At 35.3% G+C, this 20871-nt stretch carries 17 protein-coding genes; 11 read left to right on the top strand and 6 right to left on the bottom strand.

Annotated features, from left to right (window positions below):
* The first annotated feature begins 5 nt into the window (after nt 1-5).
* The 4 genes from LEM02_RS04760 (at nt 6) to LEM02_RS04775 (ending at nt 5473) form a co-directional block, all read left to right on the top strand.
* A complete protein-coding gene (locus tag LEM02_RS04760) occupies nt 6-1517 on the top strand; it encodes a TraB/TrbI/VirB10 family type IV secretion system protein (RefSeq protein ID WP_226080127.1) in 1512 nt (503 codons plus the stop codon).
* A 1-nt stretch (nt 1518) separates the two neighbouring features.
* On the top strand, nt 1519-2511 hold the full coding sequence (gene virB11, locus LEM02_RS04765; RefSeq protein WP_226080128.1) for a P-type DNA transfer ATPase VirB11: 993 nt from the start codon (nt 1519-1521) through the stop codon (nt 2509-2511).
* Nucleotides 2512-2541: 30 nt separating this feature from the next.
* Nucleotides 2542-4560: a type IV secretory system conjugative DNA transfer family protein gene (locus tag LEM02_RS04770; RefSeq protein ID WP_226080129.1), complete on the top strand. Its 2019-nt coding sequence runs from the start codon at nt 2542-2544 to the stop codon at nt 4558-4560.
* A gap of 100 nt (nt 4561-4660) precedes the next feature.
* Nucleotides 4661-5473, top strand: a complete 813-nt coding sequence (locus LEM02_RS04775) for a P44/Msp2 family outer membrane protein (RefSeq protein WP_226080130.1) — start codon at nt 4661-4663, stop codon at nt 5471-5473.
* Between the two features lie 184 nt (nt 5474-5657).
* On the opposite strand, the gene topA is transcribed toward LEM02_RS04775, so the two are convergent.
* The gene (topA, locus tag LEM02_RS04780; protein WP_226080131.1) at nt 5658-8108 is read right to left on the bottom strand and encodes a type I DNA topoisomerase; all 2451 of its coding nucleotides are present in this window, start codon (nt 8106-8108) and stop codon (nt 5658-5660) included.
* 734 nt (nt 8109-8842) lie between these two features.
* Here topA and LEM02_RS04785 point away from each other — a divergent pair.
* Together LEM02_RS04785 and radA are read left to right on the top strand one after the other, a co-directional pair.
* The gene (locus LEM02_RS04785) at nt 8843-10114 is read left to right on the top strand and encodes an MFS transporter (RefSeq protein ID WP_226080134.1); all 1272 of its coding nucleotides are present in this window, start codon (nt 8843-8845) and stop codon (nt 10112-10114) included.
* A 66-nt stretch (nt 10115-10180) separates the two neighbouring features.
* The gene (gene radA, locus LEM02_RS04790; RefSeq protein ID WP_226080135.1) at nt 10181-11524 is read left to right on the top strand and encodes a DNA repair protein RadA; all 1344 of its coding nucleotides are present in this window, start codon (nt 10181-10183) and stop codon (nt 11522-11524) included.
* Between the two features lie 347 nt (nt 11525-11871).
* On the opposite strand, the gene LEM02_RS04795 is transcribed toward radA, so the two are convergent.
* A complete protein-coding gene (locus LEM02_RS04795; RefSeq protein ID WP_226080136.1) occupies nt 11872-12177 on the bottom strand; it encodes a hypothetical protein in 306 nt (101 codons plus the stop codon).
* Between the two features lie 565 nt (nt 12178-12742).
* The gene (ftsY, locus tag LEM02_RS04800; RefSeq protein ID WP_226080138.1) at nt 12743-13654 is read right to left on the bottom strand and encodes a signal recognition particle-docking protein FtsY; all 912 of its coding nucleotides are present in this window, start codon (nt 13652-13654) and stop codon (nt 12743-12745) included.
* A gap of 176 nt (nt 13655-13830) precedes the next feature.
* Between ftsY and iscU the strand changes: the two genes are divergently transcribed.
* Genes iscU through LEM02_RS04820 form a run of 4 tightly spaced genes read left to right on the top strand, consistent with a single transcriptional unit; the run spans nt 13831 to nt 16969 of the window.
* Nucleotides 13831-14214, top strand: coding sequence for a Fe-S cluster assembly scaffold IscU (gene iscU / locus LEM02_RS04805; RefSeq protein ID WP_226080141.1), 384 nt, complete (start codon nt 13831-13833; stop codon nt 14212-14214).
* 5 nt (nt 14215-14219) lie between these two features.
* Nucleotides 14220-14606, top strand: coding sequence for a HesB/IscA family protein (locus LEM02_RS04810; protein WP_226080143.1), 387 nt, complete (start codon nt 14220-14222; stop codon nt 14604-14606).
* Complete coding sequence (locus tag LEM02_RS04815; protein WP_226080145.1) at nt 14599-15057, top strand: iron-sulfur cluster co-chaperone HscB C-terminal domain-containing protein; 459 nt, start codon at nt 14599-14601, stop codon at nt 15055-15057. The genes LEM02_RS04810 and LEM02_RS04815 overlap by 8 nt, the downstream gene beginning before the upstream one ends.
* Complete coding sequence (locus LEM02_RS04820; protein ID WP_226080154.1) at nt 15035-16969, top strand: Hsp70 family protein; 1935 nt, start codon at nt 15035-15037, stop codon at nt 16967-16969. The genes LEM02_RS04815 and LEM02_RS04820 overlap by 23 nt, the downstream gene beginning before the upstream one ends.
* 3 nt (nt 16970-16972) lie before the next feature.
* Here the strand turns inward: LEM02_RS04820 and lepB are convergent, their stop codons facing one another.
* A complete protein-coding gene (gene lepB / locus LEM02_RS04825) occupies nt 16973-17758 on the bottom strand; it encodes a signal peptidase I (RefSeq protein WP_226080156.1) in 786 nt (261 codons plus the stop codon).
* Between the two features lie 199 nt (nt 17759-17957).
* On the opposite strand from lepB, the gene LEM02_RS04830 reads away from it, so the two are divergent.
* Entirely contained in the window at nt 17958-18314 is a 357-nt protein-coding gene (locus LEM02_RS04830) for a TrbC/VirB2 family protein (protein ID WP_226080158.1), read from the top strand.
* A 2-nt stretch (nt 18315-18316) separates the two neighbouring features.
* On the opposite strand, the gene LEM02_RS04835 is transcribed toward LEM02_RS04830, so the two are convergent.
* Nucleotides 18317-19315, bottom strand: coding sequence for a pyruvate dehydrogenase complex E1 component subunit beta (locus LEM02_RS04835; protein WP_226080160.1), 999 nt, complete (start codon nt 19313-19315; stop codon nt 18317-18319).
* Between the two features lie 60 nt (nt 19316-19375).
* A complete protein-coding gene (locus tag LEM02_RS04840; RefSeq protein ID WP_226080162.1) occupies nt 19376-20713 on the bottom strand; it encodes an ankyrin repeat domain-containing protein in 1338 nt (445 codons plus the stop codon).
* Nucleotides 20714-20871: the final 158 nt, after the last annotated feature.

A 20871-nucleotide genomic window follows, 5' to 3' on the forward strand; every position in this document is an offset into this window, starting at 1 on the left:
GTAATATGAATAAAGAAAGGAATAATAGTGTAGAAGATGAATCAGAGATAGAAAGCAAGGTAGTAACAGTTGGTTCTAATCAAGGTTATAAGGCATTGATGATAGTTATGGTAGCGTTCTTAGTTGGTGGAGTGTACTATCTTTATTTTAGTCCTTCTAATAAAGAGGGTCCAGAGATTGTTAAAAAAGAGGAAACAAAGCAAAACATTCAAGAATTGAAAGGAAAGTTAGAACAAGTTCCAGATAATGCAATAGTTTCCGAAAGAGTAGTAACTGATCTCTTGCCACCCTTACCTCCTCTTCCTATTCCACAAGTCATACCAGAAGTAAAACAAATCAAAAAAGAGGAAGTGACAAAAAAAGAAGAGCAACTAAAAGAAACTCCCTTGTCAAATATACCTATTTTACCAAAGCAAAATTTTCCTTCTGGTAATGTTATTAGCAATTTGCCTACTTCATTTTCTACAATAGGAAGCGGAGGTTATCCTAAAGAAAGGCGTAGTGCACAAATGTTAGCAATTTCAGGTAGTAGCGGGAAAGATAAAGCTGAAGATGCTGTTTTATCCAATACCTCAGCACAGTCGAGCAAAGCTACCAAAGCTGGAAAGCTTGGTTTAATGATTATTCAAGGTAAAGTTATTGACGCTATTCTTGAAACTGCAATAAGTTCTGACTTACAAGGAATGCTCCGTGCTATTGTTAGTAGAGACGTTTATGCAGAAACTGGTGATACAATTTTAATACCGAAAGGCTCAAGGTTAATAGGTGGTTATTCATTCGACTCAAATGTTGCAAAAGCCCGCGTGAACATAAATTGGAATAGGATCATTCTTCCTCATGGTATAGATGTTGCTATTTCATCATCTGGTACCGATGAGCTTGGAAGAGCAGGAATAGCAGGAATAGTTGATAATAAAATAGCAAGTGCATTATTCTCTTCAGTGGCACTTGCTGGTGTTTCGATTGGTTCAGCTGTTGTAGGACAAAAAGCCTCTAATCTTATCGATGCGCTAACTGCCATGGATGCAGTGAAGTCTATTACTGCAACTGAAATAGATATTTCTTCTCTCAAAGGGGCTATTGTTGAGAGATTGGAGAATTCTATAAAAACTGAAGTTGGGAAGGTAGGAGACGAAAAATGGAAATTGGGTATTAGAGCTATTGAAAAAATTCGAAATGCTAAAAGTGATCAGGATTTGCTGAGAATAATAAAGGAAGAAATAGTAAGTGTGATAAAAAGTTCTGGAGCTAGTGGAGTGGATGCAATTACTAGTGACAATATCGGTATAACTTTAGACGATGTACGTCAACTGTTGAGGCAAACTCAGAAAAGAAGCAAATCTGTTTATGATGAAGCAATTGGGAAGTCAATCAATGATTTTTCCAAAGACATGCGAGATATAGTTGATAGGAGTGTAGATAAAAAACCAACTATTTATGTTAATCAAGGAACTGCATTGAAAGTATTTGTTAACCAAGATATAGTATTTCCTCCACAGTCAATATTAAATAACTGAAATGAACTATGCTGCACTTGATACATACTTGGAGCCATTACAAGGGATATTTCAAGAGGAAGGTGTAAATGAAATATCAATAAATAAACCGAAGGAAGTATGGATTGAAAATCGCGGTGAAATAAGATGCGAAAAGTTAGAAATATTTGATCTCAACCATTTAAAATCTCTTAGCAGGTTGATTGCTCAAGCTACAGAACAAAAACTGAGCGAAGAGACACCGCTGCTTTCAGCTACATTACCAAATGGTTATCGTATACAGATAGTGTTTCCTCCAGCATGTGAGCCTGATAAAGTAGTCATTTCAATTCGTAAACCTTCTTCTATGCAATTGGCATTGGATGATTATGAAAAAATGGGGGCTTTTTCTGAAACTGTTATAGGAGTCACCGATAATCCAGTAGATCGTCACCTAGATTTGCTACTGAAACAAAAAAAAATAAAAGAGTTTTTAGAATATGCTGTAATAAATAAGAAAAATATCATAATTAGTGGTGGAACTTCCACTGGTAAAACCACTTTTACTAACGCTACTTTGCGTGCTATTCCATCTGAAGAAAGAATTATTACTGTTGAAGATGCGAGGGAGATAGTTTTGAATGATCATCCCAATAAAGTCCATTTAATTGCCTCTAAAGGAGGGCAAGGCAGGGCAAAAGTGACCACTCAAGATTTGATAGAGGCATGTTTACGTTTAAGACCAGATAGGATAATAGTTGGTGAATTACGTGGAGCAGAAGCTTTTAGTTTTCTTAGAGCAATAAACACTGGCCACCCAGGGTCAATATCAACTCTTCATGCGGATAGTCCGGCAATGGCTCTTGAGCAAATAAAACTTATGGTTATGCAAGCAAATCTTGGCATTCCCCCAGATCAGATCATACCATACATTAGAAATGTAATTGATATTGTTATTCAGCTAAAAAGAACCAGTGGAGGCAAAAGAAGCATTTCTGAGATATTATTTACTAGATCTTCAAATGAAAATGCTTAAATTTATACGTAAGTTAAGAAAAAGTAGTTTATGAGTAATGGAAATCACCTACGTAATGTTCTTATAGGAGGTGTGGTATCTTTTAGCATATTTGAATTTTGCTTCTATTTGTCTGGTATATTATTCTACCTGCTTGTTGACGGTCCAGATGGTGTAGATTTTAGAGCAATTAATCCTAGCTTGACACCTTTTCCTCAAGCTCTCTGGCCGACAATTTTTGATCATATACAATATTGTTGGCATCATCCAGAGCTATATAGCTTTGAGCTCAAAATTAAATTAGTTGTATCTTCTCTACTGCCTCAAATTGTTTTGATGATTATTTTGTGGAATGTGAGAGAAAGACTAATTGAGTGGCGGCCATTTAAAAAGAAAGAATCACTTCATGGAGATTCACAGTGGGCATCAGAGAAAGACATACGAAAAGCGGGATTAAGAAGCAAAAAAGGTCTATTGCTTGGTAAAGATAAGAGAGGATATTTTATTGCTGATGGGTTTCAGCATGCATTGCTCTTTGCACCTACAGGCTCTGGTAAAGGTGTTGGTTTTGTAATTCCTAATTTGTTATTTTGGAATGATTCGGTAATTGTGCATGATATAAAATTAGAAAACTATGAAATAACAAGTGGTTGGCGAGAGCGACAAGGACAAAAAGTATATGTATGGAACCCAGCGCAGCCAGATGGGGTAAGCCATTGTTATAATCCACTGGAATGGATTAGTGAAAAACCTGGACAGATGGTTGACGATGTGCAAAAAATAGCTAACCTAATCATGCCTGAACAAGATTTTTGGCAAAACGAAGCAAGAAGCTTATTTGTTGGGGTGGTACTATATTTACTTGCTGCACCAGAGAAAGTTAAATCTTTTGGTGAGGTTGTGCGTACGATGCGTAGCGATGACGTAGTTTACAATCTTGCTGTAGTTTTGGACACAATGGGTAAAATAATACATCCGGTAGCGTATATGAACATTGCAGCTTTTTTGCAAAAGGCTGACAAAGAAAGATCAGGTGTTGTGTCAACTATGAACTCGTCGCTTGAATTGTGGGCAAACCCATTGATCGATACTGCAACTGCATCAAGTGATTTTAATATTTTGGATTTTAAAAAGAAGAAAACTACAGTTTATGTTGGTTTAACTCCTGATAACTTAACTAGGCTCAGGCCTTTAATGCAGGTTTTTTACCAACAGGCAACTGAGTTTTTATGTAGAAAATTGCCATCGGATGACGAGCCTTACGGCGTATTATTTTTAATGGATGAGTTTCCAACACTTGGAAAAATGGAGCAATTTCAAACGGGCATCGCATACTTTCGTGGCTATCGAGTAAGGTTATTTTTAATTGTTCAAGATACTGAACAGCTTAAAGGAATATATGAAGAAGCAGGAATGAACTCCTTTTTATCAAACTCAACCTATAGAATAACTTTTGCAGCCAATAATATTGAAACGGCTAATTTGATATCTCAGCTTATAGGAAACAAAACTGTACAACAAGAATCATTAAACAAACCTAAATTTTTAGACTTGAATCCTGCATCAAGATCATTGCATATCTCTGAAACACAGAGAGCATTGCTCTTACCTCAAGAAATTATTATGCTGCCACGTGATGATCAAATAATTTTGATAGAATCGACTTATCCAATTAAGTCAAAGAAAATTTTGTACTATAGTGATAGCACATTCACAAGAAGGCTGATTAAACCAACACGTGTGCCTACACAAGAGCCATATGATCCAAACAAGGTCTTTTCTGCTGCTAACAAAGATAAGATTAGTAATGAAGAAGAGAGTAATGCTATTGAAGCTGCTGATTATCCTGTTGAGGCTAAAACTGAAGATGCAGTATACGATGAGCCAGAGATTGAAGATGGATTTGAAGACGAGGATATTGATGATAAATTTGAAGGTGGTGATGGTTTTGATGATGAGGAAGACGATGATGGGTTTGATGATGAAGACAGTAAGGATGAATTTGACGATGATGATGAATTTGAAGATGAGGACAAACTAGACGGCAATAAAATCGAGGATAGAGGTTAATTTTACCTATTTTTTAGCTTAGAAAATAATTAGTTTTTTCATATTAAATCATTTTTAATTAATTAGTACTAGATTAGCTATTTTAACTAGAGGAATAGTCATGATGAGTAAAAAAACATTAGCAGTTACAGCACTTGCTTTATTGTTGTCACAACAATCTTTTGCAAGTGAAACAGAAGGATTTTACTTTGGTGGTGGATATTACGGTCAATATTTGAACTTGGGTAAGTTGAAAGCAAAAATTGGAGGCAAAGATGCTAAAGATGATAACCGTGTATCTATAAATGACATAGACGCTCAGAGAACAGAAGGTCAGTTAATAAGTAAGTATAAAGGAGATTATAACCCACCTTTTGCTGCAAATGTAGCACTTGGTTACACAGGAGAACTAGGCAATAATAGCTATAGAGCTGAATTAGAAGGAATGTATTCTTCTGTGAAAGTGGATAATGTTGGTTTAACAAGCGGCCAGATGACAATATCGTATACAGAAGGTGGCAATCGATATGGATCAATTATTAACCATGACAAAATTGAGAACATATCTGTAATGGCAAATGTTTATCATTATTGGAAAAGTGATAGTTTCTCTTTTTCTCCCTACGTCGGTATTGGAATTGGTGCAACAAAAATGACGATGTTTGAAAAATCATCAATAAGACCTGCAGGTCAATTAAAGGCTGGCTTTGATTATCATATAAATGAAGATGTAAATATGCATATCGGATATAGAGGTTTTGGTGTTATTGGTAGCAGTGAATACAAACCAGAAACTTTAAAGTTTGATGATAAAGCAAAAAAAATGGCTCAACAAACAGGTAATGATAAAATGACTACTATCATACAGAACAGCTTTTTTCACACACATGGTATAGAAGCTGGACTCACTTTTCATTTTGCAAGCAAAGCTTAACTCTGATAGAGACTATTTTCCTGGTAGCACGTCTGCGTCACACGACTGTAGCTGCTAACCAGGTGACAACTTTCTCGTTATCTGAATATTTTCTTTCTTGTAATTCAGGCTCTTTTTTCTCAGTTCCAGCGTGTAGCGCTGGAACAACAATAAAGAACATATAAAGAGTAGTTATGCAAGGAGTCTATTTTTTATTCTTAATTAACTCTAAGGCTTTCTTCAGATCTATACTTTCAATATCTGCATTCTTGCCCAAAGCAACATTTGTTTTACCGCATTTTATATAGAATCCGTACCTACCGTTGCAGATAAAAACTTCTTTTCCCTTTTCATTAAAACCAAGAGATTTTAGCTCTTTGCGTGGGCTGCTCTCAATAATTTGTATAGCTTCGTTTAATTGTGTGTCTAATACCTCCTTAGAGCTTTTTTTAAGAGAAAAGTATCGACCATCATAGAGAATATAGTACCCAAATCGTCCAAGACCTATTTTTACTTCCTTTCCAGTTTCAGGGTGCTCTCCGATTATTTTCGGCAGGGAAAGTAATCGAGTGGCGGTATTTAGATCAATGTCATTAACATTTATATCTTTTGGTACAGAAATCTTCTTTTTCTTTTCTGACTCACTATTAAACTCCAGATAAAGTCCAAAAGGACCTTTTTTGATCATTACCTCTTGGCCTGTCACATCATCTATACCCAAACTTTTTGGATATTCTGAATTGTCATTACTGCCCGTAATTTCTTTTGTATGATTGCATGCAGGATAGTTAGAACATCCAAGAAACACACCGGCTTTTCCAAAATTTAATTTCAATATACCACCAGAGCAATTAGGACATTTTTTACCTATTTCTTCTTTTCCTTCCTCTGAACAAAACCAATCGACTACCAAGTCATTAATACCGCTAAAAATCTCATCATGCGTCATTTGCTTGACAGAGTTTACAAGACTAAAGAACGGCACCCAAAAGTAGCCTAGTTCTTTTTTCCAATCTGCACGTCCATTTGAGATTAAATCAAGCTTTTCTTCCATTTGTGCTGTGAAGTCATACTCTATACAACGCTGAAAAAAAGTTTCTAAAAATATGGTAACAATCTTACCGCGGCTGCTTGGAATAAATCTTTTATTATCTAGTGTAACGTATTCACGGTCCTGCAATACTGAAATAATTGTTGCATAAGTTGATGGCCGTCCTATACCGATCTCTTCCATTTTTTTTACTATACTCGCTTCACTATAACGAGGTGGCGGTTGAGTAAAATGCTGTTTCGGATCAACAGAAATCAACTTGCACGCTTCCTCTTCCTTCATGGCAGGTAGCAGGCCTTCATTTTCGGCTTCTATGTTATCTTGATAGACTTTATAAAAACCATCAAAGAATATACTCGACCCACTTGCTCGCAGAATTACTTTCTGATCAGCAGAATTAATTTCAACTACCACTTGATCAAGAATCGCCGATTCCATTTGACTTGCGATGGTTCTTTTCCAGATTAAATCATACAATTTAAATTGCTCTGGCGTTAAGTAATCTTTAATACTACCAGGCGTTCTACTTATATCAGTTGGACGAATTGCTTCATGTGCTTCTTGGGCATTTTTGACCTTTTTTACATATTTACGAGGAAACTGCGGTAAATATTTATCACCATATAATGACTTAATTGATCCCCTGATTGAGTTTATAGCCTCATCTGCAATATGAAACCCATCTGTACGCATGTAAGTTATCAATCCTACGGTTTCACCACCAATATTGATACCTTCATATAAATTTTGCGCTACTCGCATAACATTTTTCACATTAAAATACAGTTTATTCACTGCATCTTGCTGAAGACTTGAGGTGATAAATGGAGGAAGCGGGTTTCTCTTAACTTGCTTGCGTTCTACTGTGCTTACAGCATACTGCCTTGACTCGATCTCCCTGACTAAGTTCTTTGCCTCTTCTTCATTCTTAATATCAAATTTTTCTAGCTTTTTATTGTCATAGTGGCTTAGCATAGCAAAAAAAGCCTCATCTTTGCTATTTTGCATTTCTGCCTTTATGCTCCAATACTCCTGTGTTATAAATTTACTAATTTCATCTTCTCGTTCGCATATAAGCTTTAATGCAACAGACTGCACTCGCCCTGCAGATTTGCTTCCCGACAATTTTGTCCACAGCAGCGGTGACAAGCTAAATCCAACTAGATAATCCAAAGCTCTGCGTGCTTGCTGTGCACGCACTAAGTCCATATTAATTTCACGTGGATTTTTTATAGCTTCTTGCACTGCTCTTTTTGTTATTTCGTTAAAGACTACTCTATGAATGTTACTTTCATCATTGATTGCTTTTCTTTCCTTTAGTGCCTCTATCACATTCCAAGCTATTGCTTCCCCTTCTCTGTCTGGATCTGTTGCAAGGTATATATCTGATGTTTTACTAGCTTCCTTGACTAACTCTTTTACATACTTTTCTGCTTTTTCAATAATCTCATACTTCATGGCAAAGTCATTATCAGGATCAACAGAACCATTCTTCGCTGGCAGATCTCTGACGTGGCCAAAAGATGCAGCCACTTTGAATTCTTTACTCAAATATTTACCTATCGTCTTTGCCTTTGCTGGCGACTCAACTATTAATAATGCCATAATTATTAGTACTTAAAGGTAATATGTTGAAATATATAGAATAAAAAGTAAAAAAATATTTTAATGGTCTTTCCAATTTTTCTAAGTAATTGTTTGATGTTCGCAAAAAAACTAATGAAAGAACCTGCTTTATAAATTTTTCCAACTCCCTTACCATAAGGATAACGCTATACTATTTATCTTCGTCTGTGCAGATTAAACGACAAAAGCATAACGCAGTTGTCGTCTTATTTTTAATTTTTTGCACTATGTGCATCTTATTTCTTTACAAAACTTCTAGTTTTTTAACCATATAAGCTGAAACGGTCTGTTTAAGACAGGCCAATTTTCAGGATTAGAGCTAGCTAATAGGGGGTTTCTTTTGTCTTTTTTCTACTTGGTAAATTTCTTGATATTTGTAGCTAAAGTAATTTAAGAGAGGTGTCATCCCAGTGCTCCGACACTGGGATCCAGTTAAATTTACGAGTATAAAAGTAATCAACGTTTCTGATGATGGAAAAATGGATCCCAGTGTCGGAGCACTGGGATGACAAGAAAAGGAGTACTGGAATGACAAGAAGGACATTCCACCATGTCATTCCAGCGGATGACCAGATTTTTTTATTTGATCCCAGACTGGCTGGTTATGCAAGTTCCAATTTTAATAATATTTACATATAAGCCATACGCTTGAGTTGCAAAGTTCTAAAAAGCAGCCAAAATAAAAATAAGTAGACATTTACAAATTAAACTAAGTGTACAATCAACAAACAAGAGTATTGATTGCAACAATACTCTGTAGAATCGCAATATGGTATGACCATATGCTCTTTATTGATCTGGTTAATATAATTAGTAGAGAATTTTGTTATGCAAAAGATATCTACTACAGCATATTGCAATTGTTTGGAATTGCAGGACTGGGTGCAATGGTAAGACCACTTGGTGCATCTGTATTTGGTCACATTGGTGATAGGTATGGAAGGAGAATGGCGTTAACGATTGCTATCTTGCTAATATCGATTCCTTCTAGTCTCGTTGCGTTTATTCCAAGTTATGGCAAAATAGGAATAACCTCTACTATGTTGCTTCTTACAATCCATCTGATACAAGGGGTTGCACTTGGCGCTGAGCAAGGAGGTAGCTCTGTTTATCTCATAGAGCATTTACCTAATAAGAAAAAACTAGGAATGTTTTTTGGAATAATAAGTTTTGGTCGCTCCATTGGCATATTGCTCTCTGTGGTTGCAGTGATCATTTGTAAAAAAAACACTGATTTTAACGCTTGGGGTTGGAGGCTGCCGTTTATTTTTTCAGCCATTTTAGGCTTAATAAGCGCATATAGTATATATACACTAGGAGAAACTCCAGCGTATGAAAAAAATCGAGAACAAAGAAATTTACCTAATTTACCAATAATAGAGCTTACAAAACGCTATAAGAGAGCCCTGATACTTGCAATTTTAATATCTGTACCTGTTAATGTTGCTGTTGGATTTACCATATTTCTTAGAACAATTGCAAAAGAAATAGTGTCGGTTGAGACTTATGTCACAACGTATGTCAACGAAGTTGTACTCATTATAACCAGTATATTAATGCCGATATCTTCAATAGTGCTTGGAATTTTAGCTGATAAAACAGGAAGAGAACGCACTGCAATCTTATTTATAGTGATCACAACGGTAATATGTTGTCCTATGTTATCTATTGCATATTACTATAAAAGCTACCTAATAATTATGTTGAGTGTGATGGCTCTTTCTATAATCGAGAGGGGTATTAATCCTATAGGGATAGTTACTGCTGAGCTTTTTCCTACTAATGTTAGATTTAGTGGTGTTAGCTTATCACGCAACATCTCTTTTGCCTTGCATGGAGGATTTACTCCTATGATATGCACTTGGTTTACTATAATGTTTCCTAAAATAGACTTTGCTGCTGGGCTTTATGTAATTTTTTGCTTATTAGTCAGCTTAGTAGCAATATTGCAAATAAAACCACAAGATAAAAAGTGTGATTGGTAATTTTCTCTATTTAAATTTATTTCACTTATTTAGCTAATTTTTATTACAATTATAATTTTGGCTTTTATGAAAACTGCATACGTATGTCAATTCTGCGGTCATAGCACTGGAAGGTGGGTAGGAAGGTGTATTGCATGTGACAGTTGGGATACGGTTGTCGAAGAAATAGTACTAAAAACAGAAACGAGAAGTACATCTGCACCAATTTCAATAAAAGCGTTATCAGATAGTGAAATTATTACCCCCGATCGTTTTTTAACAGGAATAGAAGAGTTAGATAGAGTTTTTGGTGGAGGTATCGTTCAAGGTGCTAGCATTTTAATTGGTGGTGAACCTGGAATTGGAAAATCTACTCTTTTGCTTAGGATTGCAGCTAATGTTGTACAACTTTCCTCTTTTGAATGTCTTTATGTATCTGGCGAGGAATCTTTAGAGCAAGTGAGCCTCAGAGCAAAGCGTCTTAAAATAAATGAACCTAAAATTAAGCTTTTATCTACAGTATCTTTAACTGATGTAGTAGCAACAATAAGAAAAAATAAGAGTATTAAGTTCTTGATAATTGATTCTATACAAACAATGTATGATAGCAAAGTCACATCAGCACCAGGAACTGTAACTCAAGTCCGTACCTGCGCTCATGAATTGACTGTTCTTGCAAAGCAATATGGTGTTTCTCTCTTAATAGTTGGCCATATAACGAAAGATGGACAAATAGCGGGACCTAAAACCCTGGAGCATATGGTAGATACAGTACTATATTTTGAGGGTGAAAATAGTAATCAATATCGCATTTTACGTACTATTAAAAATAGATTTGGCCCTGCAAATGAAATTGGTGTTTTTGAGATGTCTAAAGCAGGACTCATGCCTGTTGATAATCCATCATCATTATTCTTGACCGTACATGATAGAGAAGTAGTTGGCAGCGCCGTATTTGCAGGAGTTGAAGGTTCAAGACCAATCTTAATGGAAGTGCAAGCATTAATAGCAAGGACTAATATGGCAACTCCAAGAAGAGCAGTAGTTGGTTGGGATATTAATAGATTAGCTATGATAATCGCGGTTCTAAGTGCTCGTTGTAAAATGTTTTTGCATGATAAAGAAGTATACCTAAACATTGCGGGAGGACTCAAAATACAGGAACCATCAGCTGACCTTGCTGTTGCTGCTTCCCTTATTTCAAGTTTAGTAAATTTACCTCTGCCAACTTCTTCAATAATCTGTGGTGAAGTTGCACTTTCAGGAGAAATTAGAAATGTTTCGCATGCTGATCTCAGACTAAAAGAAGCGCAGAAATTAGGATTCAAAAAAGCGATTATGCCTAAAAATGGCAATTATTCTTCTCATGATATTGAGATAATTAAGCTTGGTCATATAAAAGAGTTAAAAGAGGTCTTCAATCACAGTTAAATACTATCTGCATGAACATTTTGCTTGCGAGAAGGATGTCTTCCATAATGTCATTCAAGTAGCTGACACTGGCTTCTTTTTTTCTGGATTCCAGACTGGAATGACACCATAATACCTGTTGGAGTATGTATGTAGCCTTATCTCACACTTCTGTCATGCCAGTGCCCAGACACTGGCATCCAGTTTTTTCGTCATCAAAAACATTGTAAAGTGTTTAGCTGGATTCCAGTTTCATGCACTGACCATTTGCTGTTTTTACTCATAACTACTCTGTCTGGACGAATACGAAAACAAGTAGCTAATTATCGTATAAAAAAAGAAGATATAGAATATCCTCTTTTTTGTTATTAAAGATACATTAAATCTTGATTGTGTATTTCATCTGCTATAAGCAATAATTTTTCGCTCTCATCATAGAGATTTTTTGCACTATCTGCTAATTTCTCAATAGTTTGCAAATGATGTTCGGAAAGTTCAAGACTATAAAATGGTGATTCTCGAAAACATTGTTCTAGGCATTCTCGCATTGATGAAGTATTTTTACATTTGCTGGAGCATATACGAAGAGCGTCTCTCACCCCACTGTAACCTGAAAGATCATCCGACTTTTGTTGTAAGTCTGTTTCCTTTTTTTCACTTTTAAGATTCCGCATATTTCCTATCATAATATACTCCTTAATTTTTTAAATATATTAATACTAGAATACAAATATGAATATTATATTAATATAATTACTTTTAAGCATGAGTGACAAGCTGAAGTGATTTTTTGTTACTCAAAAAATGGGTTAGATTCTTTTCTTTAAAGATTTTCTATTTTTCGTATTTTTTTATAAAAACCATGGGCGCCCATTATTAGCTAAAGTAAAGGTCAAGTATCTGGAATTCTGGACATAAAATCCTCCTGTGTAAAAAAGAGTTAGAAAAAAAATGCAGTGCACATACGACAGATATACACTGAAGAATACATTTTTTAATAAGTTTGATTAAAAAGTCTGCAGACGAAGATAGATTTTGAGCTCTTAAAATATCTCTATTTGTCATTATAATTAGATTGAAAATATGCGGAAGTAATTTTTATACGTTAGCTATCTATAACGGAAAACCCAACCTAATTAATCACTTGCAACCAGCGTCACATGCTGGAATGAGATCATCTAAAAACGTCTTCTCTTATGATAATTAAGCTTGGTCACATAAAGGAATTGAAAAAAATCTTCAATCAGATTTAAACAGCGCTTCAGCAAACTCTTTGCCAGTAAATTCCCTTAGGTCTTCTACACTTTCACCAATTCCTATAGCATGTAATTTCACCTTATAAGCTTCTGCAAGCCCAATCACTACTCCACCTTTGGCAGTACCATCTAGCTTTGTTACAATTAACCCGGTAACACCAACCATTTTACTAAACGCCTCTAATTGGCTATAAGCATTTTGGCCAGTAGTTGCATCAAGAACTAAAATAACATCATGAGGAGCAGTATCATCTAATTTCTTTATTGTTCTATATATTTTTGACAGCTCTTGCATGAGATTTACATTGTTTTGTAGCCTTCCTGCTGTATCAATTAAAACAACATCAACGCTATCTTTTATCGCTTGATTTACAGCTCTATATGCCACACTTGCAGAATCGCTACCGTGCTCTCCAGTAACAATAGAGCAATCAGAACGTTCTGCCCAAATATTTAATTGCTCACTCGCAGCAGCTCTGAATGTGTCGCACGCAACAAGCATAACGGATTTTCCTTTTTCCTTATATTTATAGGCAAGTTTACCTATAGTTGTAGTTTTTCCATTACCATTCACTCCGCATACCATTATTATGTGTGGTTTTTTATTCAAAATGAGCGGCTGCACAACAGGGTTTAATATTGTTTCTATTTCGCTCATTAACTGCTGTGTGATAATGTTATGTTCAACTTCTGATTCAAATTTGATACTTGCGAGCTTATCAATAAGCAGTCTAGAAGTTTTATGACCTATATCCATGCTAATCAGCAGCTCTTCCAGCTCATCTAAAAGCGACTGATCTAGTTTTTTTTTACCAGAAAAAATATTTTTTACTCCATCACTAAAACGGGAGGAGGTTTTTAATAGTCCTTGATAAAGATTACTGAATAAACTCAAGAAATACTCCTTCTAAAATTACCATATAAAGAATGACATGCACTATATGTATTTGTAAAGTAAATACACTCGTAACCTATATATTTTGTGAGTAAAATGTACCGCTTGCTAGTGTATTTTACTTTAGTTTTTAACCTAAATATGTTATAATGTAAGTAATGGTTTACGGGTAATCTATGAGTTATAATGAGAAAATTTTAGATCATTACGAAAATCCAAGGAATGTTGGTTCTCTGGATAAAAATGATCCAAATGTTGGTACTGGTCTAGTTGGTGCACCATCATGCGGAGATGTAATGAAACTGCAAATAAAGGTCAATGACAAAGGTGTTATTGAAGACGCAAAATTTAAAACTTTTGGTTGTGGCTCTGCTATTGCTTCAAGCTCTTTGTTAACAGAAATGATCAAAGGAAGAACTATTGAAGACGTAACACAGATAAAGAACACTCAAATAGTGGAAGAATTGTCTTTGCCGCCAGTGAAGATACACTGTTCAGTACTTGCTGAGGATGCTATAAAAGCTGCTATTCATGATTATCAAAATAAACAAAAACATTGAGGAATATGAGTGAATTTCAAGGAGTAAATTCTGTTAAAAAACCTATCACTCTAACTGCAAATGCAGTAGAGAGAGTAAGGTTTTTATTGGACAAAAAGAAGCATGCTAACCTTAAAGAAGCAATAGGAATAAGAGTTCTAATTAAGCAAAAAGGATGCTCTGGTTTAAAATATGATATTGAATATGCATATGATATTCGTCCTTTGGAGTCGGTAATTGAAGAAAGCTGCAGTGATGGTCAAAAAGTCAAGGTGCTGATTGATCCAAAATCTATCATGTTTATCCTTGGCTCTGAAATGGATTATGTAGAGGAAAAATTCTCATCAGGTTTTATTTTCAAAAATCCTAATGAGAAAGGAAAATGTGGTTGTGGAGAGAGTTTTCATGTCTAGCAACCATTTCACATTATTTGGGATTGAACCGGCTTTTAACATCAGCTTTGATGAGCTGGAGAAAAAATATATTGAGCTGAGCAAAACTGATATAAATGAAAGAGAGTCCAAAAATATGGAAAATATCAACAAAGCTTATCAGGTACTGAAGTCACCGCTAAAGCGTGCCGAACATTTGTTGGATCTTTTTGACGTACAAAGCAAAAAAGAGCATCTTGATCCTGAAATATTAAATGAATCAATGGAAATAAGAGAATACTTTCTAGACTGCGATGATTTACAATTTGCAAGTAGGATGATTGATGAGAAGGTAAAAGATTGTACTAAAAACCTAGTTAATGCTTTTGCTACAAAAAATTTTGATGAAGCTGCTACGCAAGTTTTTAGATTGAGATATTTATATAAGTCATTTGAGGAGATGAAGGAAAATGCGGCCAGTTCAAATTTCTGAACCAAGTTCAAATGAGGTAGTTTTTGGTATAGATCTTGGAACTACTAACTCTTTAATTGCCATGGTAAATAAAGCTGGCAATGTAGAAATATTTAAAGATGAGCAAGGTCGTGAACTATTACCTTCTGTCATTTCATATGAAAAGGATGTACTAAAAGTAGGCTACGATGTTGGCGAAAACGCTATCTGCTCTATAAAACGCTTAATGGGTAAAAGTGTTAAAGACTTGCATAAAGAAGGTATCAATTGTGAAATAGATAACGAAAGTGAAAAAGTTATTAGGGTAAAATGCTCAGAAGAAAAGTATCTCACTCCTATTGAGATCTCTGCTGAGGTACTAAAAACTCTATGCAAGAGGGTAAAAAAATTCACAGGGATGAAAGTTAACAAAGCAGTGATTACTGTACCAGCTTATTTTGATGATTCAGCACGTAACGCAACCAAATATGCAGCAAAATTGGCTGGCATAGATGTTCTTCGCCTCATTAATGAACCAACCGCTGCAGCACTTTCTTACTCCATTGAAAAGAACAATAACAGTGGCATATATGCAGTTTATGACCTCGGTGGTGGAACATTTGACATTTCAATATTAAAATTACATCAAGGAGTGTTTCAAGTTCTTGCAGTTAGTGGTGATACTAAACTTGGTGGTGATGATTTTGATCATCTACTTAGTTTAATCGTGCTTGAAAAGTATAGAAAAGAGGTATCAAGTGCAGAAGAGATGCTTAACACCCAGCTACGCGAATGTTGTACCAAGAAAGGTGTCATCCCAGTGCCCCGACACTGGGATCCAGAAAGTTTGATTGCAAGTGAACACACCAGAAAGTTATATAATAAGAACTGGATTCCAGTGTCAAGCACTGGAATGACACCATCTGATACAACTATCTACAAATTACAACATTCATACACTAAAACTGGTATCTGCAATATACGTGCTATAAAAGAGTACCTAAGTGAAAATGCATCTGGCACTTTTGAATTCAGCATCAATGGTGAATTATTTAAGTGCAAAATTACCAAAGAAGAATTCGAGCAAGCAATCAGTCCTTTGGTTAATAAGACTATAAATATAGTTACTCGTACTATAAGCAACATAGATCTTAAAATCGATGATATAAAAGGGGTAATTTTAGTTGGTGGTGCAACTAGAGTGCCATTAGTGCAAAATTCACTAATCAAACTCTTTGGCAATAAAGTGCTGAATGATGTGGATCCGGACAAAGCAGTTGCCAATGGGGCAGCTTTGCAGGCTCATTATTTAACTTCAAACTCAAAAGATAGGAATATTCTCCTTGATGTGCTGCCTTTATCACTTGGCATAGAAACTATGGGGGGAATAGTTGAAAAAATTATACCAAGAAATACACCACTACCAGTTTCAGAAATAAAAGAGTTTACAACTTACGCTAACGGGCAAACAGCAATGAAAATTCACGTTTGTCAAGGAGAACGTGAAATGATAAAAGATAATAAATCTCTAGCACGATTTGAACTCAAAGGTATACCACAATTGCCTGCAGGTTCTGCAAAAGTTGAAATAGGATTTACAGTTAGCATTGATGGAATATTGACTGTCACTGCAAGAGAAAAAACTACTGGAGTCGAACAGACAGTTGAAATAAATTCAAGCTCTGGCTTAAGTGAAGAAGATATTCAAGATATGGTCAATCAGTCAGTAAATAACTTTGATGAAGACATGAAGGCTCGTTCCCTTGCAGAGGCTAAAATTAACGGTAACAAGCTCATACATCTAGTTGAAAATGTTTCCACTGAGCAAAAGTTAAAAAATTTACTACAGAACGCAAAAGACGCTTTACAGGAAAATGACTTAGACAACATTAATAATGCTATCTCTGAGTTAGAAAACTCTGCTTTAGAATTATGCGAATCAGCAGACAGATAGAGTTCATAAAACTTTGTGAAGTACCCTGTCAAATCTCAGAGCAATAGGTAACCTAAAATCAAACGGCAACCAATCAACTTTACCTAGTTTAAACGATAAACCAACCATGCCCACACGCCCGACAATATTTTCTGCTGGTATGAAACCAATTTCAGGAAATCTACTATCAAAAGAATTATTTCTATTGTCTCCCATAACAAAAAATTGATCATCAGGCACATAATAAACTGGAGTGTTGTATGATAACTTATTAGAAACATTATCTATTAGAATTTCATGCTCCTTGCCGCTCGGGAGTGTTTCGATATATCTTGCTATATTACGCTTTGACTCATAATCAAAAAAATTTTCAATTTGCCTTCGCTCTATTTTTTGATCATTTAGGTACAATTCCCCCTCTATCATTTGCACTTTATCGCCCGGTATTCCTATTACCCGCTTAACAAATCTAATGCTGTCATTTCTTGTAGGCTTGAAAACTATTATATCACCACGCTCCGGAGGGGTATAAAAGATTCTACCGCTAAAGATGTTTGGAGAAAATGGAAAAGAGTGTTTACTATAACCATATGAATATTTACTAGTAAAAATATAATCTCCCTCAAGTAGAGTGCTTTTCATTGAACCAGAAGGAATATGAAATGGCTCAAATAAAAAACTACGTATTGATAGCGCAATTAGTAGCAAAAAAAACAGTGAAGATAAAAACTTTCTCGTTCTTGCTATCCGGTTCTCTCTCAATTCTTTCAATTTTATTTTCTTTATAAATTTAAGCTTATCATAACACATAAAAGTGGTAATGTGAAATTTTACTCATGGGTGTTATTGCTCTTTTTCGAAAGTCGAAATAAGCTCTCAAGTAATTGACAATGATTGACAAACAATAGACATCGTTTGCTATGCAATATTGTATAAATCACAATGCTAGTTTTACTGAAAATTATACTATTTTAGATATAATTATAATATTTAAACTTAAGGTATAGGGATGAACCCTACAATTAGAAAGGTTTTTTGTATTCTACTTATAGTATTATTTATTTCTTTTTCTCATGTTGGAAGTGCTGCTAACTCTAATGACGATACAACTGCTCAAGTAATATGTAATATTATTGGCTACATTTGGGGAATAGGTGGACCGCTTATGACCGTAGTGATAATAGGAGCAGCTTTACTTGCAATATTTGGTAGAATGCCGTGGCCTGCTCTTTTCGCCCTTGGTGTATTTTGCGCTGTATTTTTTGGCGCTAAAACTATTGTCATAAAAGTAATGGGTGGTATAAACTCTACAAATACCTCTTTTATGGAAAAATGTGGAACGGAAGATAAAAAAAAGAGTGAATAGGGCTATTTCTTTCTAAAGCAGACTTGGTGCACAGCTTCAACTATATCTTCCACTTGTGGTAATGCTTTCTTTTCTAGGTTTGCAGCATAAGGTAAGGGGACATCCTTGCCGGTTACCCGTACAACCGGAGCGTCAAGGTAGTCAAATCCTTGTTCCATAACCATGGCTGAGAGTTCTGCTCCTATTCCTGCAAATGGCCAACCCTCTTCTATGCTTACTAATCTATTGGTCTTCTTAATAGAGTTAATAACTGTTTCAGTGTCAAGTGGTCTTAAGGTTCTGAGGTCGATAACTTCAGCTTCTATTCCTTCACTAGAGAGTAAATCTGCTGCATTTAACGCATCCATTAGTTTCAATGAAAAAGCAGTGATAGTTACATCCTTTCCTTCCCGTATAATAGCGGCTTTGCCTATCTCAAGTAGATAATCTTTATTTGATAGCTCAGAATCAGGAATCTCATGTTCATGCCCATAAGCGATCTCGTTTTCTAGAAATATTACTGGATTAGGATCACGAATTGCAGCTTTAAGCAGACCTCTGCAATCAGAGGCAAAGTAAGGTGCTATTACTTTCAAACCTGGAACATGCGAATACCAAGATGCAAAGCACTGAGAATGTTGTGCGGCAACTCTTGCTGCAGCTCCATTTGGTCCACGAAACACTATAGGGCATCCAAGTTGTCCACCTGACATATAATTTGTTTTTGTTGCGGAATTCACAATTTGGTCAATAGCTTGCATAGAAAAATTAAAAGTCATAAACTCGACAATAGGTTTGAGCCCAGCAAACGCTGCTCCAACAGCAAGACCAGCAAATCCATGTTCGGTAATAGGTGTATCAACTACCCTATTTTCTCCGAACTCTTTCAGTAATCCTTTTGTTACTTTATAAGCACCATCATACTCTGCAACTTCTTCACCCATGATAAATACATCAGGGTCATTTTGCATTTCTTCTCTGATTGCCGTGCATAACGCTTCTCTTACACTTAAGCTTGCCATTTGTAAATCTGTAAATTTCAACTGAAATAACTATATCAAAATTACCAGGAAGCGCACAAGTTAAGTTTTACAAGCATCATGTTGCATTGAGCATTGAATACTTACTTCTTTTAATTCAGTAGGTTGCGGTGATAGTGCGTATGTAACTCCACCGACTATCAATGAAGACATCACAGAAGTTGCAATCATCAATAGAATTGGTAATTGGAAGGCTATACTAAAGGCAACACCTACTGTCAACATGATTGCAAAGTTTACAGAAGCAATTTTTAAGAAAGACAGTTTTCCTTTTTCTGTTTTTTCTAGTAATACTTTATTTGCTTTGGTTTTGCTTAATTCACTATTAAGTGTTGTATTCTCGTTTTCCATATCTTTTATTTTTTGCTTTAGTGATTGATTCTCTTCACTGAGCTTATCAAGTATTTCTGACCGAGTCTCATGTCCAGCTAAGTCACTCTTTAACTTTTCTAGTGCTTTCTCAACATGTTTTAATTCTTTACCTGGCTTTTCTAACTTCCGAATTTGTCTACCTTGCAACTGAATTTGAGGTTGCAGACTTTCTAAAATTTGGTCATTAACTTCATTAGCTGCTCCGTCGTTATTTATTTCAGAGCAGAAAGAAGTATCAAATGTAGCCTCAGACTCTAGGCCGCTGTCGTCACTACTAACACTTTCACCAGTAATAGAATGAGAAGAGATTTGCTCACTCTGAATATTATCATTATTCTCTTTCCTTCTTTCATTCCACATTTGTATTTCCACTGCTATTGATTTTTCTCTATCATTTCCTAATTCAGTAATTCCATTCACAAATGAACTGACTCGAGTTATATTATCATTCTGAGATGAGTGGTCACAACTTCCTTCTCCAACTTGGATGTGAAAGCCTTTTATCTTCTTTCGCGAATGATTTTCTTCTGCTTCCTCTAACATTTGTACTATCGCTTCCTTATTTTCTGTATTACCTACCACCTCCCTTGGAGTCTTATTTTTACTTTTTAATGAAGGATTCACTCGATCATCACTTAGTAGTTGTTTTACCATGCTTTCATGTCCACAAGAAGTAGCAATGTGCAAAGCAGTTAGCCCATCATTTTTAGAACCATCTTTTACTCGAGCGCTAACACTTGCTTTCTTTTTTAGTAAAAGTTCCACTATTAACATATTGTTGCATGCTGTAGCAAGATGTAACAACGTCCAATCTTCTGCAGCTTCTTCTGAAATTTTTATACTAAATTGATGTTCTTTACTAAAATTTTTACTAAACTTGTTGTACTCTCCTGCATCTTTTCCTTTTAATTCATTCTTTATTCTTTCAAGTAAATTATCTTCATCCAAATCGCTACTTTCACTTACCTCATTTATTATTTCAAAAAACTTCTCCTTCTCTATTGCCATGACCTTTCCCTCTAAATTTATTTTTATCGCTGCATAATCTCACAAAAAAGTTAAATTTATCAAAATTCTATATTTTATATAAAATAAAATTTGCTGTTTCCAAAAATTGGTAAGCATGTTTTTGATGAGGTTATAGAAAACATACTTTTATGACACCA

The sequence above is a fragment of the Wolbachia endosymbiont of Tribolium confusum genome, from assembly GCF_020405475.1.
Lineage (GTDB): Bacteria > Pseudomonadota > Alphaproteobacteria > Rickettsiales > Anaplasmataceae > Wolbachia.

Excerpts from the sequence above, each read along its gene's own strand:
- LEM02_RS04835 (WP_226080160.1), bottom strand. The coding sequence starts at position 19,315 with ATGGCAAGCTTAAGTGTAAGAGAAGCGTTATGCACGGCAATCAGAGAA.
- lepB (WP_226080156.1), bottom strand. The coding sequence starts at position 17,758 with ATGTGTTATGATAAGCTTAAATTTATAAAGAAAATAAAATTGAAAGAA.
- LEM02_RS04820 (WP_226080154.1), top strand. The coding sequence starts at position 15,035 with ATGCGGCCAGTTCAAATTTCTGAACCAAGTTCAAATGAGGTAGTTTTT.
- LEM02_RS04795 (WP_226080136.1), bottom strand. The coding sequence starts at position 12,177 with ATGCGGAATCTTAAAAGTGAAAAAAAGGAAACAGACTTACAACAAAAG.
- iscU (WP_226080141.1), top strand. The coding sequence starts at position 13,831 with ATGAGTTATAATGAGAAAATTTTAGATCATTACGAAAATCCAAGGAAT.
- LEM02_RS04815 (WP_226080145.1), top strand. The coding sequence starts at position 14,599 with ATGTCTAGCAACCATTTCACATTATTTGGGATTGAACCGGCTTTTAAC.
- LEM02_RS04840 (WP_226080162.1), bottom strand. The coding sequence starts at position 20,713 with ATGGCAATAGAGAAGGAGAAGTTTTTTGAAATAATAAATGAGGTAAGT.
- LEM02_RS04770 (WP_226080129.1), top strand. The coding sequence starts at position 2,542 with ATGAGTAATGGAAATCACCTACGTAATGTTCTTATAGGAGGTGTGGTA.
- LEM02_RS04775 (WP_226080130.1), top strand. The coding sequence starts at position 4,661 with ATGATGAGTAAAAAAACATTAGCAGTTACAGCACTTGCTTTATTGTTG.
- LEM02_RS04830 (WP_226080158.1), top strand. The coding sequence starts at position 17,958 with ATGAACCCTACAATTAGAAAGGTTTTTTGTATTCTACTTATAGTATTA.
- LEM02_RS04810 (WP_226080143.1), top strand. The coding sequence starts at position 14,220 with ATGAGTGAATTTCAAGGAGTAAATTCTGTTAAAAAACCTATCACTCTA.
- LEM02_RS04760 (WP_226080127.1), top strand. The coding sequence starts at position 6 with ATGAATAAAGAAAGGAATAATAGTGTAGAAGATGAATCAGAGATAGAA.
- radA (WP_226080135.1), top strand. The coding sequence starts at position 10,181 with ATGAAAACTGCATACGTATGTCAATTCTGCGGTCATAGCACTGGAAGG.
- topA (WP_226080131.1), bottom strand. The coding sequence starts at position 8,108 with ATGGCATTATTAATAGTTGAGTCGCCAGCAAAGGCAAAGACGATAGGT.
- virB11 (WP_226080128.1), top strand. The coding sequence starts at position 1,519 with ATGAACTATGCTGCACTTGATACATACTTGGAGCCATTACAAGGGATA.